Origin of the sequence: Candidatus Defluviilinea gracilis (assembly GCA_016716235.1) — a bacterium.
Classification (GTDB): Bacteria; Chloroflexota; Anaerolineae; order Anaerolineales; family Villigracilaceae; genus Defluviilinea; species Defluviilinea gracilis.
The window spans coordinates 582,449-598,705 of the sequence record JADJWS010000001.1 but is presented as its reverse complement, the minus strand read 5'-3'; the positions used below and the strand labels follow the sequence as shown (position 1 = coordinate 598,705).

The window sequence follows — 16,257 nt, the reverse complement described above, 5'->3', positions numbered from 1 at the left end:
AAGTCAGAACTTACGCAGTTGGCGGGCAGTTCGATTTGCCAAGCAAATCGTGCCGCCGCCGCCGCGCAACCACGGCGCAACAGGTTCAACTGCGTAAGTCCTAACAGTGTAAGGTAATCTAACAATCCGTGTGAATTTGTGAAATCCGCGGCTAAAGTTTTTGGGCTGTCCTGTTAATAACGGTAGAATCGTAATAGCAAGATTCGGGTCGGTACAATTGTATGCGTTCCATACCATGTGCCGCGCGTAATACTTTGCAAAACTGCTCCATCGTAATTTTGTCGTTCCCGCATCATCAAGGAGTTCGCTTGAAACCAAAACACTGGCTCGTATTCATCCTCCTCGGCGCGATCTGGAGTTCATCCTTTTTATGGATCAAGATCGGCGTGCAGGAAATCGGTCCCATGGCGTTGACGTCCTTCCGCATGTTGTTCGGCGCCATTACGGCTGTCGCCATTGGCGTCTACCAAAAAGTGGAATGGCCCCGCGATCTGAAAACGTGGCTCATCTTTGCCGCGCTTGGACCTGCCAGCCTTGCCGTCCCCATCTTCTTCATCTCGTGGGGCGAGCAGACGATTGATTCGGCTGTCGCATCGATCCTCAACGCCACCACTCCGTTGTTCACCATCTTCATTGCCCATTTCATTCTGCACGATGATAAGATGAGCGCGCAAAAAGTTCTTGGCTTGTTGATCGGCTTTGCAGGGACGGTCGTTCTCCTCAGCGAAGACCTCCTCACCAGCGCGCGCAGTTCGATCCTTGGGCAAGCCGCCGTGATCGCCGCCTCCATCTTTTACGCGGGGAGCGCGGTCTTCGCGCGCAAACTCACGCAACACGTTCAAGGCACCGTGCGCGGCGCCATGCCTTTGATCACCTCCGCCATTTTCATGTGGATCGTTGGTCCGCTTGTCGAAAAACCGTTCGAGTTCCCATCGTTGCCGCTCACGTGGATTTCGATCCTGTGGCTGGGCATCCTGGGTTCGGGCTTGGCAGTCCTGATGCTTTGGTATTTAATTCATGAAGTGGGTCCCACCCGCGCCACGCTGGTCACGTATCTTTTTCCCGTTGGCGGTGTGATCCTCGGTGTGATATTCTTGAACGAACATCTCTCATGGCAATTGCTGGCTGGCACGGCGCTGATCATTCTCAGCCTCGCCGTGGTCAATTGGCAACCCTCAAGACAGGCGCAACCCGCGAAATGAATCCCAAACCCGAAAAAACGTTTCTGGAAAGATACGAATCCCTCCTGCCGATCGCGTTGTTTCTGGTTTTCCTTGCGTTCACCTTGCCCGGTATTGCATGGGGACCGTGGCACCCCGATGAGATCGTTGTCCGCTCGATCAAGGCGTTATACGGCGAGTGGAAGTTCAGCGAGATCAACTTCAACTACCCCGACCTGCCACAGTATGCGATGTATTTCCTGGGGAGAATCATCCTCGCGCTTGGATATTCGGATGGGGAAATCCTGATCGCTTCGCGCGTCCTTTCGGCTGTTCTCGCAGGCGCGACGATTCCCCTGACGTACATGATCGTCCGCCGCGCGGGAGGGAGCATTCCCCTCGCAGGCTTGAGCGGGCTCTTCCTCCTGTGCGTCAGCGAACTCTCGTTCAATGGGCGTTTCGCGCACAACGATACGTATACCGTCTTCTTTATCACCTTATCAACGCTGGGTATGGTCACATACGTGATAACAGACCGGCGTGGCTGGTTGTACGCATCGTTCGTCGCTGTCGGCATGGCGGCATCGAGCAAATACACAGGAATCGGATTCATCCCTGCTTTGATTCTGGTGTACTTCATTCTGCAATTCAAAAACCTGAAAAAAGACTGGTTCACCATCGGCGAGACGCTGTTCATCAGCGGCGCGCTCGCCTTTTTAGGGTTTGCCTTCGGCACACCCAAAGCGTTGACGTGGATGGCGTACTTCTTCAAACGAGTCTTTGCCGCGCTCGAATGGCAGGCAACGTGGGGGCAACACGAAGGAAGCGCGCGCGGACTCACCGGTCAATTCCCGATGGCGCAAGGGACTCTTGGAACAGCGTTGTATTATCTCTTCATCGCCGCCGTGATTTGGGCGGTCTATCGCGTGATACGCGAATATCGAAGCAAGGAATTAAACCGCACATCGCAAGCGGGCTTCTTCGGAATATTGTTACTTGGAATTTTCTTCCTCGACCTGCCTGTGATGATCTCCTACAACTACCAGCCGCGCTATTTATTGACGTTCATGCCCATGCTCGCCATCCTTGCGGCATATTTTGTTTCAGAAATTTATACTCGCGTGAAGCAATTTGGAAAACCGATCTATGCAACAGCAGTCATTGTTATCGTTGGCGCGGTCGTGTTCTATTCGTTCGCGCGGATGGTCAGCATCGCGATGTTATTCATGAACGACGCGCGCATCCCTGCAACGGATTTTATGAAAACCCTGCAACCCGGCACATCGCTCGAACATACGAATTATCCGCCGAACTATGCCGATGGATTCTTCGAGCGCGAGCATAACTACCCGCTTCATATTCAAATGGGCGCAACGGACACGCCTCCCATCGACAAACCGTACGAGTTCAACAAAGCCGAAGAGGGACTGCTTGAGCGCGGAACGGATTACCTGATCGTGGACAGTTTCACCGCCAGCCGCTTCAACGATTCCTATGTGTGCGACCAACTTCCGAATGAATGTGACTTTTTCAAACAACTTGCCACAGGTGGGAGCGAGCATTATCATCTCATCGCGGAGTTCAGCTATTCCCTGCCGTGGTATTTGCCGCAGGTGCAAGTTGCGATAGCGAATCCCAGCATCCGCATCTACGAGCGAATCAAATGAACGATTTCAGAACAGGTTTTATTGCGATCATCGGTCGTCCGAACGTGGGCAAGTCTACTTTGGTGAATGCGTTGCTGGGGCAGAAGATCGCGGCGGTCTCGCCGAAGCCGCAGACCACACGCAAGCGTCAGTTGGGGATACTCACCAGCGACAAGTATCAACTCGTGTTCGTGGACACGCCCGGCATTCACAAAGCGCGGCACAAACTCGGCGAGTTTTTGAACCGCGAAGCCGAAGATGCGTTCGAAGGCATGGATGTGATCCTCTGGCTGGTGGACGGCTCTGCCAGACCCAACGAAGAGGACGCCCAGATCGGACTCGTCCTCAACAAACTCCCGCGTCGGACGTCGCTTGTGCTTGCCGCGAACAAAATGGACTCGGTCTCCGCTGAGGCGTTGAGTCGGACTCTCGAAGCGTACCAAGCGTTGGCGCGGAGAGACGCGAAGGTCGTTTCCATTTCCGCCACGCAGAATCAGAATCTGAATGAGTTGATCGAACTGCTCGTTTCGTTGAGTCCGTTTCGCGCGCCTGAGTTCGAGGAGGATCAAGTCACCGATTCGTATGAGCGCGATATTGCGGCGGACTTGATCCGCGAGGCGTGTTTGCATAAACTGCGCGAGGAAGTGCCACATGGCGTGGGCGTGCGCATTGACGAGTTCAAAGAGCGTGAGAATGGGATGCTGTATATCGGCGCGACGATCTTTGTGGAGCGCGATTCGCAAAAGGGGATCGTGATCGGCGAAGGCGGCAAGATGTTGAAATCTATCGGGAGCGCGGCGCGCAAAGAGATCGAGACGATGGGCGGACGACCCGTGTTTTTGGAATTGCGCGTGAAGGTGCTGAAAGATTGGCGCGACGATGAGAACGCGTTGCAGAGGCTGGGGTATCGGATGGGGAAGAAGAAGAAGCGGAAATAATTGCAGGCGACGTTTTCGTTGTGAACAAAAAACACTGGACTAGTTCAGCCCAGTGGTTGGCGAATCGTTCTCGTTATTTCAGATATTGTTGCGCGGCTTCAAGGAATTCGCGCGCCTGATTGATCAACTCTGCCGCAAGTTCCCTGCTGATTTCAGCATCAACATCATAATCGCCAGAAATGCGGGTGTCGAATCCACCTCTGAGCCAGCGATGAAATTTTGGGTCGAGTTCTTTGGTTTTCGCAAAGTGTTTTCCATATGCCGCAATGACCTGACCGTGTTGGCTGAATTGCAAGCCGATTTCAAACAACAATGCTTCGGCGACATAGAACATTGCGTAATATGCGCGTCCCGCGGCTATCTCTTCCTTCCCCATATTCAGCAAACCCTCCGCGCCCTCAATCGTATCCAATGCTTTGGCAAGCAGTTTGCTGGAATGTTCCTTCATGCAGGCAATCCTTCTCTGCGAATGTTGTATAACACTGGCTTCTCAGACTGTTTCCATTGTATTTCTTTGATGAGGATGCAACTTATCGTAACGTCATATTCAAGCGACACATCACTGACGTAATCACTGGAACGTCCCCATTCTTTCCAATAATCCTGATAATCGGACAACAAAATCATCACATCCACATCTGAGCCATCGCGGTAATCTCCGCGCGCGTATGATCCGTACAAATAGACGGCTTTCAACGTATCCCCGTATATGCGGGTGAGACCTTCTTTCAGTTCGCTCATCAGTTTCCTGATGTGTGCTGGGACTTTCGACTTCATACAATGATTTTACCCCACCATCCAAAATCTGGCTTGCATCCCTCGTTTCAACCCTGTAAACCCCTCTCCCGTCTACCACTCGCTACACTCGGGTACGCGTCCCCCAAGGGTGAGAAGCATTTTGCTCCTCAAACAAAACTTTTTCTTGGAAACTCAACCGCTCCGCCTCACAGAAAAGAAGTCAACTCCATGCCTTCTCCCTTGGGAGCCCACAGGGTGCTTCGCGAAGGGACAAATCAACACGCCGATCAATCACCTTGATCTGGGTGAGGTCCCTTCTCGTATTCTTCCGAACAATTCCCGCAACAAAAATCAGCGACGGGTTTGTTGTTCTCAAATTGACTCAGCGCCCTCCCGCAATTGGGACGGAACCCCGCACGGCTGACCCATTCCTCCATCATCACGCGGATGCGCTGGGCGGGGCTTGAATATTCATTTGCGATTTCTCTCGTTAATTACTTATCAGCGAATCTTTGTATGCTAGAGCCCTTCAAGCGCAAAATACCTCATGATCGCGCTAAGCGTAAAGGTATCTTCAACCTTGTCTTCCCGTATCATCTTGAGCAGTTCTTTTTTGGAATAAAACTTGAAATCCGCTATGCCCTCTTCTTGATTTGTTTGCGTCTCGACTTCTTCCACATCAAGAAGAACCAAACCAATAGGATTTTCAAAGAAAGCTGTGTTTGAATATAAATTTCCTATTTTTTTGCTATCGACAACTTCGCAATTGCCGATCTCTTCAATCATTTCTCTCTTTGCAGTCGCAAGATTGTCGTCATCATTAGAGTCAGCGAAGCCTCTTGGACAAGCCCAAAACCATTTTTCTGGAATAGGACGCCACTCCCATACAAGCCCAATTTCGTTTTTCTGATTCCGAACCAAAACCACCGTATTGTTTTTCGACTCTTTAATTGAATAGGTGTCATACAAGAATTCGCCGTTCGATGATGTAATCATATAGCGCAACAATTTTACATTTAGTTTGGAGTTCTCCAAAATAACGCTCGTGTTAACTTCTCCAGACTGCCAATCAAGGTTTTTTTGGCTATTTGCAATTTCTTTTTTTCTCAACGGTACATTATTTTCCACTTTGTTTTTCCTTTAATTCAATTTTGTGTGCTTATTATTTCTAATTTGTTAGAGCGAAAACTTCTAGTAGTGCAAGTTGATGTGCAAATTCATAAGTCTTGTTAGAGAATTCTTATTCGTGGCTATCAGGCAATTTTACTGACCTCTTTAGGTCCTCGCGAACACGCGCAATGGCTGTTGACTCTAATTTATCTTTCTCAGATTTCTCAGCCATTTTCTCTAGCTTCAATGACAGAATACTGGCTGTAGCAGCGCCAGCGGCAGTCCAAAACAATGAGTTTTGAGCATAAAAACCAACCGCACTACCAACAACGGCTCCTAAGGCGGTTACGCCTGGTACTATAAACGAAGTTAGGCTTTTGGTCTTCGAATCATATTGTATTTTTTTTCCCAACGACGAAGCTAAAAGGGTTTGATGGCTCTCAAAGGATTCGCTTGTTATTTTCTTCCACTCCTCCAACTTTTTACTGAAATCAGGGTCTTTGGAGTCAAGTTTATTATATAATGCAAGATTATCTTGTAAATTATAGGCACTCTCACGAACTGCTTTGTCTTCATTCATCACATCAACAACATCATCCCAAGTTAAAACGTTTAACACTGAACCATCTTCAGTCTTTTTAGGCAGAAAGATTTCTAAGGCTTCCTCTGCAACAATTCCATATTCTGTGTTTAATGTCTCTGCATTTTCCAGTATTTGTTCCCCATGAGATGATGGGGTATTAGGATCATGGTCTGTAACCGAATAAACACCGCGCCCTCTCGGGCTTACGGATGCTCCAAGTTTCTTGTTATAGGATATGTCAATGTAATCTTTTAGATCACGCCGTAGGTCAATTCCAAAGTCCTCAATTAATCGATAAAGTACACTACGATCTTCTCGGGAACCATGAAGGTTTTGAGACATCAATTTTTCGTCAAGTTTTTTTATGGCTTCAAAAGGAATTCCTTTTGAAGGCGAATATTGAAGATCGTCTAAATCTTTCCATATTAGACGATCGGATTTTCCTGCTACTCTAACAACCTTTTTTTCAAGAGGGTGTAATTTCCGTAAATAATTATAAAATTTTTGTAAACTGTGGGCTTGCTTCCGAAAATCCTCTCTTATGCTCGAGTCAAGGTCAAGGAACACATTTTCAACCATTGAAATAAATCTTCTTGATTCGTCGCTATTTCTCAAAGCGTCAACCATTCGGTCTCGTATTTTGGTATTATCATCCATGCCTACCCAAGCGGAAAATACAAAAATTTTCTTTGTTAGATACTCAACGCTTAAGTCTACCAACGCTTCGGGAGTATATTCCGCTGGTGCTACCACTCCAGATTTAAAATATGAAAGCGCTATCGGGGGGCGATCTAAAGAGTCCATACGCATTAATTCTGGGACTGATCGTAGAAATGCTACCGAATCAAATGCTTGGTTGTTTGATAAAAGAATAGTTTCACCATGTAGTATTCGTAGCATTAATTCTGCATTTGCAAGGGAAATTGCATTTCCTTGTATCTCTTTAGAAGATTTTCTCCACCACTCTGTCGCAAACTCATTCGGATAGGCTGTTTTAGAACTATCAAGAAGATCTACGTAAGACATAAACAACTCCTTCCTGTAAATTCAGTAAATACTGCGTATCTTGATTATCCATTGAGAGTATTGTACAGAAGAAATGAGCAAATTACTATACGTGTAGGTAAATCAAAAGGACAGATTTGCAACCTGCCCTCTCAAACCTAAAACCCCAACTCCTTCCCCGCCGTTGGCGGGACAGGCAAATTCTGCTCCTTGCTCACTTAAAATCCTAGGTCTTGCAAGCTCTGTTCTTTACTGCGTTTTTCCTTGCCTCCGAGCAATTCCTTCCAAAACTCCTCGTCATACCTGCGCGAGCGCACAGGCAGAGGCATCGGCACTCCCCAGCCGAGCAGAAGCACTTCCTCTTTCGGTTGGAGTCGCGCCAGCATACCGCGTAACGCCTCCCGTCCCGCGAGACCCGAAAGAACAGCGTGGATATCGTCCTCGTCGCCGAGCCAGCCTGAGATGCGCGTCCCCAACTGTGACATGACCTCGTCATAAATTTGCGACGGGCGCTGGTCCACGATCAACAGCGTCACATAATATTTGCGGAGTTCGCGCGCGATGGTCGCAAAGGTCGTTTGCGCCGCCATCTCGCGGTTCAGCAATTTGTGCGCCTCTTCAACGACGATGATCAACTGACGCGGCTCCTCTTTTCCATGCGTGCGGAACGCGTTGGTCTTATGCTCCCACGCGTTGCGGATCTTGCGCGTCAACAGATTCGATACGAGCAGATAATCCAGGTCGCTTTCGTGTTCGCCGAACGACAGGATCACATGCTGTCCGTTCTCCAGCGAGGCGATGATCTCCTTCACCGAATCCGCCGCGGGCTTCTCCACGATATACGGCTTGCCGAACAGCCTGCGCAGTTTGTCGTGCAGAGCCTCCGCCGCCGCCACGTTGACTCCATTTTCATTTGCCCACGCCGCCACACTTCCCTCCGCAGGCACTTCTTTCTTCTTTCCTCTTTCATCTTCGATGATCACTGTCTCACGCGACATATCGCGGAACCGCGCGAACCACTCATCTCGAAACGACGCGTACAACGCGTTCAACGTCGTCGGAGTCGTCTCGCGCAGATTCAATTCGCGCATCAACGTCTCGATGTCACTTGTGGATATATCGCCCGTCGAGATCTCCAAATTAAAATCGGGGACTTGCCCTCGGATGGTTGATCCGCCTCCCAAGCCGACGATTCGAACCTTCGACTTGAACTTGGTCTTCAATCCCGTCACGGCTTTTTTCGTGTCTGACGCCACATCGTCAAAACCATACTCGTTGTGCATATCCAGCACGAACACCGAGGCTTTGTTGTAGTGCATCAACCCCGCCAGCACGAGCCGCGTGAGGAACGACTTGCCCGTGCCAGTCGCGCCGAACACGCCCGACGATCTCTGCACGAACTTCTCCATGTCAATGCACACGGGATGATCCTGTTCGCGCGTGTACCCGATGATGAAGTTCCCCTTCTCGTTCGGGTCACCGAAAATTTCCGCGATGTCGCCTTCGTTCGCCAAAAATACCTGCGCGTGATGCGGCGGCACATTCTTGACGGGCAATATGCGCGGCTCATCTTTGAGTCCCGCGTCGATTCGACCGCGCCAATCTTTATACCCCGCCGTCCCCAACTGCGGACCGATCTCCAGCATCAGGTTCGGCAACACTTCGAGATTCGCGTACAGCGTCTGCCCGTGCAACGCCTTCGAAATATGCGACGGGAACCGTCCCTCCATCTGCTCATCCGCAAAGCGCGGGTCCGTCGCCCCAAGGACGATGTCCGTGACGATGCCGTAATAATTCCACTCTCCGCTTTGGATGACCACAAACGCTCCCTCCTGAATCTCCTGCGGGGAAACAGTGAGCCTCACGCGAAAGTTTTCTTTTAATCCGCCGCCAACCAAATATCCAACTTTTGTTCGTTGTTCCATAAATACCTCTCATTCCTTTCCAACTCAGTGGTCGAGTAGGGCGAAGCCCGTATCGAGAACCGCCAATAAGCAAAATAATTTTCCGTGACTCCGCGTCTCCGTGGTTCAATATTCAATCCCGAAGGGATGAAACGACTGTAGAATCGCCAATCAATTCATTCCAACCCCGAAGGGGTGTCATAGACTTGTCCAATCATGCCATCGCTTCGCGATTGGCAATCCATATTCTTCCAAGTCTACAATCATGCCATCCCTTCGGGATTGTCATCATGCAACATCGCTCAACGCGCCCAGCACGGACATCAACGTCGGGTAATCATCGCGCAATAAGGTAATCACTTCATGCGTCGCTGCCTCTTTCCACCCTTCGGCGTTGCTCAGGGCATGCTTTCCACTTTCCACGCCCCTTGCTTTACTTGCCTGCAAAATATGCGCCGCAACTACTTCACCAATAGGAATTTCCTGATTGTTCAAGATGTGCCTGAAATATCCGAACTTCTCGGTGAAGCGCGCGAGGTCGTTGTTATCACACTTGAAGATCACATCCAAACTCAAGGGCGGACGCGGCGGCAGAAGGTGATGAATCTTCCCATCCTGCTCGTATCCCACCGCCAGCACGGACATTTCCACGGGCACGATTCTTCGCTCGCGGTTGTCTTTCATCACCTCGTCGCTGACATTATCTGCTGTGACGAGTTGACGCACCAGCCCGTCATCGTCAATGTGAATGTCGTAGATGATTCCGAAGATCTGATAGGTTTCCCCCAGCGGCGCGCGCACCAACGCCCCAAACGACGGCGCATCCAGTTGGTTGACGCGGCATCCCGCCACGAATCCCGTTGTCCCTGCGCGGAGTAACCGTCCGATTTCGATTTGGCTTGTCATTATCCATACCTCTTTCTGCCGCTTGAGAGAGAATCCTTGCCTGTTTGTTTATGGGAAGTGTCGTCAGTTTCTTCGCCTTGTTTTCTCAGTTCCATAGAAAGCAACTGTTCAATCTGATGTTTTTCTTCGTTCTTGACCACTGCAATTTCATGAGCGCGATTAAGCAAATAAGGGTAGGGTTTATTCCCCATCATCTTGCATTGCTCGACGAGAACCGCGTGAAGCAAATTCAACTTCTCTTTGTCATCCACCACCCATTTGGGGATTTCGACGCGCACGGGCCAGGGATGTCCATCCGTGCCGACGTTGAGATAGAAGAAGTGAAGTTCCAGCACGCCCTTATACGTCTTCTCGGAATTGGATTGGATTTTGAAACATGCCGAACGATGACCGGGCGGGAGTAACTGGAATAATTTATTATTGTAGCCAAACAGCCAGCGGTCGGTGACGTATTTCAGCGGCGGGGCGTTGCGCAGTTTTTCCATTTCTTCAGGGATGGTGATCTGGGTCAATTCAAGAAGCTTCACAACCAAGCTCGACGAGGGTTTGTCGATGTATCCCGCCGAAACGACGCCGCGCTCCTGCAAGCGCGAGAGGACAGAGACGTACTTATCCAGGATGGAGCGATACGCGCTGGGGCTGTCAATATCTTTGGCGCGAAAAATCTCCAGCGTGCCGTCTGTAAATGAAACGACCGACTCGCTCAGATCTTTGCTTAGTGTTTCGATGACACTGCGTTCCGCAAGGTCGCGCCGCAATGCCACGCCGCCATCGGTGGTGAGACCGTTCTCTTCGATGGCATCGCCGTAGAAAAGTTCGCTTTCCACTTCAACCGCGGGCGTTTCGCCGGAGTTGGGTTTCATGCAGATCGCCCCCACATTGATGACGCAAAACTGAACCGGGCTGTGCCGGTCGGCGATGGCTTGCGAACCGTCGGCGGCGATTAAGGTTGGGGAAACAGAGACAGGCTGAACGTCGAAGGAAGAAGCGAGGGGTTCATCCAATGGGCAGGCGCAGCGGATGTTCGTATCCGCTTGTTTGGCGGAATCCACTTTCGAGCGGAGGAAATCCAGTTGACTGCCGAATTGTTCGAGCAGGCGGCGCGCTTGGGCTTGGGCGTCCTCTTTCTTCTTTCGCCTCTCTTTTGCGCCCGCGCCAATGGATTGGATCTGCGTGTAAACTTCCTGATAGTTGATCGGCATAGAACAAATGTACAAGGATTGTACAGGCAAAGCGGTTAAAATTCAAGCCATGCGCGGGAACTTTCCCTCGCGCCCAGCGTCTTCATAGTGGCAATCATATGAAAAGGAGTATGAATGAAAACCAAAACCATTGTAGTTGCAACACTTGCCTTGCTGGCTCTGGTTGTCAGCGCGTGCGGGGTTGCGCCCGCCGTGAGTGGCAATAGCGCGCCGAACCGCACGATGAGCGTGGCTGGCTCTGGCACAGCCAACCTTGTGCCGGATATCGCCTATATTTATCTGGGTGTGCACACCGAACTGCCCTCCGCTTCTGAAGCGGTGCAGGCGAATAATGCCCAAACTCAGCAGATGATCGAAGCGCTGACCAATTTTGGCATCGACGCCAAGGATATCCGCACGACCAACTTCAGCATTTATCCGTTCGACAAATACGATCCGCTGACCGGCGCCCCCACCGGCGAAAAGTATTACTCGGTGGATAATACCGTCTATGTGACGATCCGCGACCTGAGCAAACTCGGCGGATTACTCGATACGGTCGTGACCGCCGGCGCGAACACGGTCAACAGCATCCAGTTCGATGTGGCGGATAAGGACTCAGCCCTCAAGCAAGCCCGCGCCGATGCGCTCGCCGACGCGAAGTCGAAAGCGGAGGAATTGTCCTCGGTGGCTGGCGTTTCGCTGGGCGAAATTCAGACCATCACGTTCGTCGATAACCAGCCCTATCCTTTGTATGACGGACGCGGCGGCGGCGGTGGCGGCGGGGCAGAAGCGGCGGCAGTGCCGATCGCGCCCGGACAACTCACTTTCGTTGTGACCGTCAACGTGACGTACCAAATCAAATAAAAAGACGACGCGCTCCCGCGTCTCTCCCAGCCTGAGCCTGCCTCTCCTCCTCAAGGGGCAGGCTCTCCGCTTTTAAAGTTTCCACTGCTCCTTGCCGATCTCTGCGAATCTTCCAAGGGTATAATTTCTTCTCTACCGTACATGAGAAGACTTTTACCGCAAAGCACGCTAAGGCCGCCAAGTTAAAAAGGTTTTCTTTGCGGGTGTCGCATGGCACCATGGCGACACTTAGCGGTGTAGATGTACGGTAAAGAGATAATGTCAAAACCTTCGCGGTGAAAAGGAGTCATCATGTTGAAAGTCGGATATATCGGTCTGGGATTGATGGGCAAGTCCATCGCCCGGAATATTTTGAACGCGGGATTCCCCGTTGTGGTTCATAACCGTTCGCGCGCCGCGGTGGATGAACTTGTGGCGGAAGGCGCGATTGCCGCTTCATCCCCCCGTGAAGTTGCCTCACAAGTGGATGTGGTGTTCACCAACCTGCCTGATTCGCCCGACGTGGAAAAGGTTGTCCTCGGCGAACAAGGAATCATCGAAGGCGCGCATCATGGGCTGGTGTATGTCGATAACTCCACCATCAAACCCGCCTCGGCGCGGATGATCGCGGAAACGTTAAAAGAGAAGGACGTGCTTGCGCTCGATGCCCCCGTCTCGGGCGGCGATATCGGCGCGAGGAACGGCACGCTCGCCATTATGGTCGGCGGCGAGGCATCCGCCTTGGAGCGCGTTATGCCGGTGTTGCTTGCCATGGGCAAGACAGTCACACACGTCGGTGACGCGGGAGCGGGGCAGGTGGCAAAAGCCGCCAACCAGATCATGGTCGCCGCGCAGATGGCGGCGATGGGAGAGTTGCTCGTCTTCGCGAAGAAGGCGGGAGTCGATCCGCGCAAGGTGGTGGAGGCGATCAAAGGCGGCGCGGCGCAATGCTGGACGCTGGATGTGAAGCCGCCGCGGTTGTTCGATGGCAATCGCAACCCCGGCTTCAAGGCGCGCATGCAGTTGAAGGATCTGCGGATCGTGCTCGATACGGCGAGGGAATATCATGTCCCTGTGTCGTCCACCCTTGAAAATACAAAACTCTTTCAACAGATGATCGACGCCGGCATGGGCGAACTCGATAATTCGGCGGTGGTCGGTGTGATCGAGAAGTTGGCGGGGGTTGAAATTTTGGATTGATATTGTAGGGGCGAGGTCATCTCGCCCCGTGTTCGTGATTCAACCATTGGGCAGGGAAACCCCGCCCCTACAGAAAATAAAATGAAAAAATATCTTCCCACCCTCCGCGATTATTTCCTCATCATCCTCTCTGCCTTGATCCAGGCGTTCTCGCTCCGGACGTTCTTCATCCCCGCCAATCTTGCTTCGGGCGGTGTGAGCGGGGTCGCGCAACTCATCAATCATTTCACGGGCTGGCAGATCGGTTTGATGATCCTCATCGGAAACGTTCCGCTTTTTATTTTGGGCTGGCGTTTCCTTGGCGGGTATCGCTTTGCTTTGCGGACTGCCGTTGCTATTGCCACATACTCAATTTTCATCGATCTGTTGCCAAACACTCTGCTCTTTGCGGAGGGCGGCGCCGGCGCGGCGTTGATCCGCGACCTGCGAGGCGATGTGTTCCTCAACACGTTATACGGAGCCATTGTGAGCGGTATCGGCTACGGACTCGTCTATCGCGCGCGCGGCACCAGCGGCGGTTCGGACATTCTCGCGCGCATCCTCAACAACTGGCGCGGTATTCCCATCACGCAAAGTTATCTCTTCGTCGATTCAGCGGTCATCCTCGGCGCGGGGTTTGTGTTCGGCTGGAAGCAAGCCCTCTACGCGATGATCGCGTTGTACGTCAGCGGACTTGTCGCCGAAACGACCCTCGAAGGCGGCGGCACCGTCCGCACGGCAATGATCGTCACCTCGGAATCGGAAGCGATTGCCCAACGTTTGTTGGATGAACTGCAACGCGGCGTCACCGTTCTCGAAGGTTCGGGCGCGTACACGAAGGCAAATCGCCCCGTGCTGTATTGCGTCATCACCCGCGCCGAAGTATCCACGCTCAAAGCCATCGTCAATGAATGCGATTCGCGCGCGTTCCTGGTCGTTGGCGCGGCGCACGAGGCGCTGGGTGAGGGGTTCAAGCCGTTGAAGGGGAAATAAAACAGACAATCTGATTACCTTACGCTTTCAAAATCGGGACGCTGATTCACGCTGACCCTTGCACCGCCCGCAAGGGCAGGTGAAACGCAGATTTTTTCTTTTGAATCACTCTCTACCTTACATTTGCACCGCTAAGTGTCGCCATGGCGCCATGCGACACCCGCAAAGAACGCAAAGAAAACCTTTTTCACTTGGCGACCTTAGTGCTTTGCGGTAAAAATCTTTCCTGTACGGTAGAGAAATGCGATAGTAGGGCAATCGCATTAGAAAATCTCGAGGCTCAAAACACGCCAAATGCGATTGCCCTAAATGCGATAGCCCTATTGCGCGGCTGTCTTGAATTCGCATGGTATGATTATCAGCGCAAAGCCCGTCGAGGCTTTGTATTCACTTCACCCAAATAAGGAAAACATGTCGCGCAATCGCATCATTCTTGTCACAGTGGGCATTATGCTCAGTCTGTTCCTCGCGTCGATGGAATCCACCGTCGTTGCCACCGCCATGCCCACCATTGTCGGTCAACTGGGCGGGCTGGAAAATTACTCATGGGTTTTTTCGGCGTTCATGCTGACGTCTACAACCACCGTTCCCCTGTATGGAAAACTTTCGGATATTTACGGCAGGCGCAAATTGTATGTCTTTGCGATGGCGCTCTTCCTCATCGGCTCTGTGCTGTGCGGAATGGCAACCACGCTGACCCACTTGATCCTCGCGCGCGCCTTGCAGGGAATCGGCGCGGGCGGGATCATGCCGTTGGCGTTTATCCTCATCGGCGAAATGTTTTCACTCGAACAACGCACCAAAATGCAGGGGGTCTTTTCAGGCGTGTGGGGAGTCTCCTCGGTGGCGGGCCCGCTCTTAGGCGGTTTCATCGTGGATCAACTTTCATGGCATTGGATCTTCTACATCAACGTGTTTCCCGGTCTGATCGCCGGGGTGTTGGTCGCGTTTGCGTGGCGGGATCAGGCATACAGTCACGAAAGACCCGCGGTAGATTATGCCGGCGCGGCGTTGTTGTCGGCAAGCGTCGTCCTGCTCCTGCTCGGGTTAATGGAACTCGGCACATCCCAGGGCTGGGTTTTCATCGCGTCTGCGGTTGGTCTCTTCGTGATTCTCTTTCACGTGGAGCGCCGCGCCGCCGACCCGATCCTGCCGCTGGCGTTGTTCCGCGACAGGCTTTTTGCCACCGCCACATCGCACGGCTTGTTCACCGGCTGGGCAGTGTTCGGCACGATCTCATTCATTCCGCTTTTTGTGCAATCGGTGCTGGGCGCAAGCCCCACGCAGGCGGGCGTCACCGTCACGCCGATGTTGCTGGGCTGGGTGGCATGCAGTATTTTCGGCTCGCGTATTTTGTTGAAGGTTGGCTATCGTCGCTTGAGCATCATTGGCACGAGCCTCTTTTTCATCGGCGCGTCTCTGCTTGCCTTGTTCGGCGCGGACGCGAATCGCATTTTCGTGATGGTCTTCGTCACCCTGATGGGCATGGGCATGGGGCTTTCGATCCCCGCGTATGTGATCGCCGTGCAGACCACAGTCGAACGGCGTCATCTTGGGACCGCCACCTCGATGCTTCAATTCAGCCGTTCGATGGGTGGGACGTTGGGAGTGAGCGTGATGGGCGCCGCGTTGAGCGCGCGACTCGCCGCCAACCTCAACGCCTCCGGTCTCGACGTGAGCCTGATCTCCCAACTCCTCGACCCTCTCTCCACGTCTGGCGGAGTCGTCGAAACGGGCGCGCGCCTCGCGATGGCAAATGCCATTCACCTCGTTTTCATCATCGCCTTCGTTGCCGCCGTGCTGGGGTGGATCGCCGCCATCTTCACCCCGCGCAAAGAGTTGAAGGACAACCTCCCAACTGTCGCGCCAGCCATAGCAGACTAAGGATACGTAAAAATATAAATCCCCTGTTGGGGACGCAGTTGCGCTGTGAGCGAACAAACATATGGGAAGTGATTAATGTACAGACCCTAACATCCAAAATCGAATCCCCGCCGAACAAACGGCGGGGATTTTTCATTACAAATGACACATGGAATCAATGAGACAGCGTTGTAGTATTTAAAAA

General features: G+C 52.1%; 15 protein-coding genes. 7 read left to right on the top strand and 8 right to left on the bottom strand.

Going from position 1 to position 16,257, the window contains the following annotated elements; all coding sequences use genetic code 11:
- Window positions 1–308: 308 nt before the first annotated feature.
- From IPM31_02805 to era, 3 genes are read left to right on the top strand one after another with little or no spacing between them, the layout of a single operon-like run.
- Window positions 309–1,202 (top strand): DMT family transporter, encoded by an 894-nt coding sequence (locus IPM31_02805; protein MBK9005903.1) that lies wholly within the window; start codon window positions 309–311, stop codon window positions 1,200–1,202.
- On the top strand, window positions 1,199–2,827 hold the full coding sequence (locus IPM31_02800) for a phospholipid carrier-dependent glycosyltransferase (GenBank protein ID MBK9005902.1): 1,629 nt from the start codon (window positions 1,199–1,201) through the stop codon (window positions 2,825–2,827). The genes IPM31_02805 and IPM31_02800 overlap by 4 nt, the downstream gene beginning before the upstream one ends.
- Window positions 2,824–3,744, top strand: a complete 921-nt coding sequence (gene era / locus IPM31_02795; GenBank protein ID MBK9005901.1) for a GTPase Era — start codon at window positions 2,824–2,826, stop codon at window positions 3,742–3,744. Before IPM31_02800 ends, era begins: the two co-directional genes overlap by 4 nt.
- A 73-nt stretch (window positions 3,745–3,817) precedes the next feature.
- On the opposite strand, the gene IPM31_02790 is transcribed toward era, so the two are convergent.
- From IPM31_02790 to IPM31_02755, 8 genes are all read right to left on the bottom strand, one after another.
- Window positions 3,818–4,192, bottom strand: coding sequence for a HEPN domain-containing protein (locus IPM31_02790; protein MBK9005900.1), 375 nt, complete (start codon window positions 4,190–4,192; stop codon window positions 3,818–3,820).
- Window positions 4,189–4,485, bottom strand: a complete 297-nt coding sequence (locus IPM31_02785; GenBank protein MBK9005899.1) for a nucleotidyltransferase domain-containing protein — start codon at window positions 4,483–4,485, stop codon at window positions 4,189–4,191. The genes IPM31_02790 and IPM31_02785 overlap by 4 nt, the downstream gene beginning before the upstream one ends.
- 284 nt (window positions 4,486–4,769) lie before the next feature.
- Window positions 4,770–4,964 carry a hypothetical protein gene (locus IPM31_02780; GenBank protein MBK9005898.1) on the bottom strand — a complete coding sequence of 65 codons (195 nt, stop codon included), beginning with the start codon at window positions 4,962–4,964 and terminating at the stop codon, window positions 4,770–4,772.
- Window positions 4,965–5,001: 37 nt separating this feature from the next.
- Entirely contained in the window at window positions 5,002–5,610 is a 609-nt protein-coding gene (locus IPM31_02775; protein MBK9005897.1) for an NUDIX hydrolase, read from the bottom strand.
- 112 nt (window positions 5,611–5,722) lie between these two features.
- Window positions 5,723–7,201 (bottom strand): hypothetical protein, encoded by a 1,479-nt coding sequence (locus IPM31_02770; protein ID MBK9005896.1) that lies wholly within the window; start codon window positions 7,199–7,201, stop codon window positions 5,723–5,725.
- 197 nt (window positions 7,202–7,398) lie between these two features.
- Window positions 7,399–9,105 carry an ATP-binding protein gene (locus IPM31_02765; GenBank protein MBK9005895.1) on the bottom strand — a complete coding sequence of 569 codons (1,707 nt, stop codon included), beginning with the start codon at window positions 9,103–9,105 and terminating at the stop codon, window positions 7,399–7,401.
- Between the two features lie 267 nt (window positions 9,106–9,372).
- Window positions 9,373–9,990: a hypothetical protein gene (locus tag IPM31_02760; protein MBK9005894.1), complete on the bottom strand. Its 618-nt coding sequence runs from the start codon at window positions 9,988–9,990 to the stop codon at window positions 9,373–9,375.
- Window positions 9,990–11,192: a DNA double-strand break repair nuclease NurA gene (locus IPM31_02755; protein ID MBK9005893.1), complete on the bottom strand. Its 1,203-nt coding sequence runs from the start codon at window positions 11,190–11,192 to the stop codon at window positions 9,990–9,992. The genes IPM31_02760 and IPM31_02755 overlap by 1 nt, the downstream gene beginning before the upstream one ends.
- 114 nt (window positions 11,193–11,306) lie before the next feature.
- On the opposite strand from IPM31_02755, the gene IPM31_02750 reads away from it, so the two are divergent.
- The 4 genes from IPM31_02750 to IPM31_02735 all read left to right on the top strand — a co-directional run bounded on the left by IPM31_02750 (window position 11,307) and on the right by IPM31_02735 (window position 16,073).
- Window positions 11,307–12,038 (top strand): SIMPL domain-containing protein, encoded by a 732-nt coding sequence (locus tag IPM31_02750; protein MBK9005892.1) that lies wholly within the window; start codon window positions 11,307–11,309, stop codon window positions 12,036–12,038.
- 291 nt (window positions 12,039–12,329) lie between these two features.
- A complete protein-coding gene (locus tag IPM31_02745; protein MBK9005891.1) occupies window positions 12,330–13,217 on the top strand; it encodes an NAD-binding protein in 888 nt (295 codons plus the stop codon).
- A gap of 81 nt (window positions 13,218–13,298) precedes the next feature.
- Window positions 13,299–14,189, top strand: coding sequence for a YitT family protein (locus IPM31_02740; GenBank protein ID MBK9005890.1), 891 nt, complete (start codon window positions 13,299–13,301; stop codon window positions 14,187–14,189).
- 411 nt (window positions 14,190–14,600) lie between these two features.
- A complete protein-coding gene (locus IPM31_02735; GenBank protein ID MBK9005889.1) occupies window positions 14,601–16,073 on the top strand; it encodes an MFS transporter in 1,473 nt (490 codons plus the stop codon).
- Window positions 16,074–16,257: the final 184 nt, after the last annotated feature.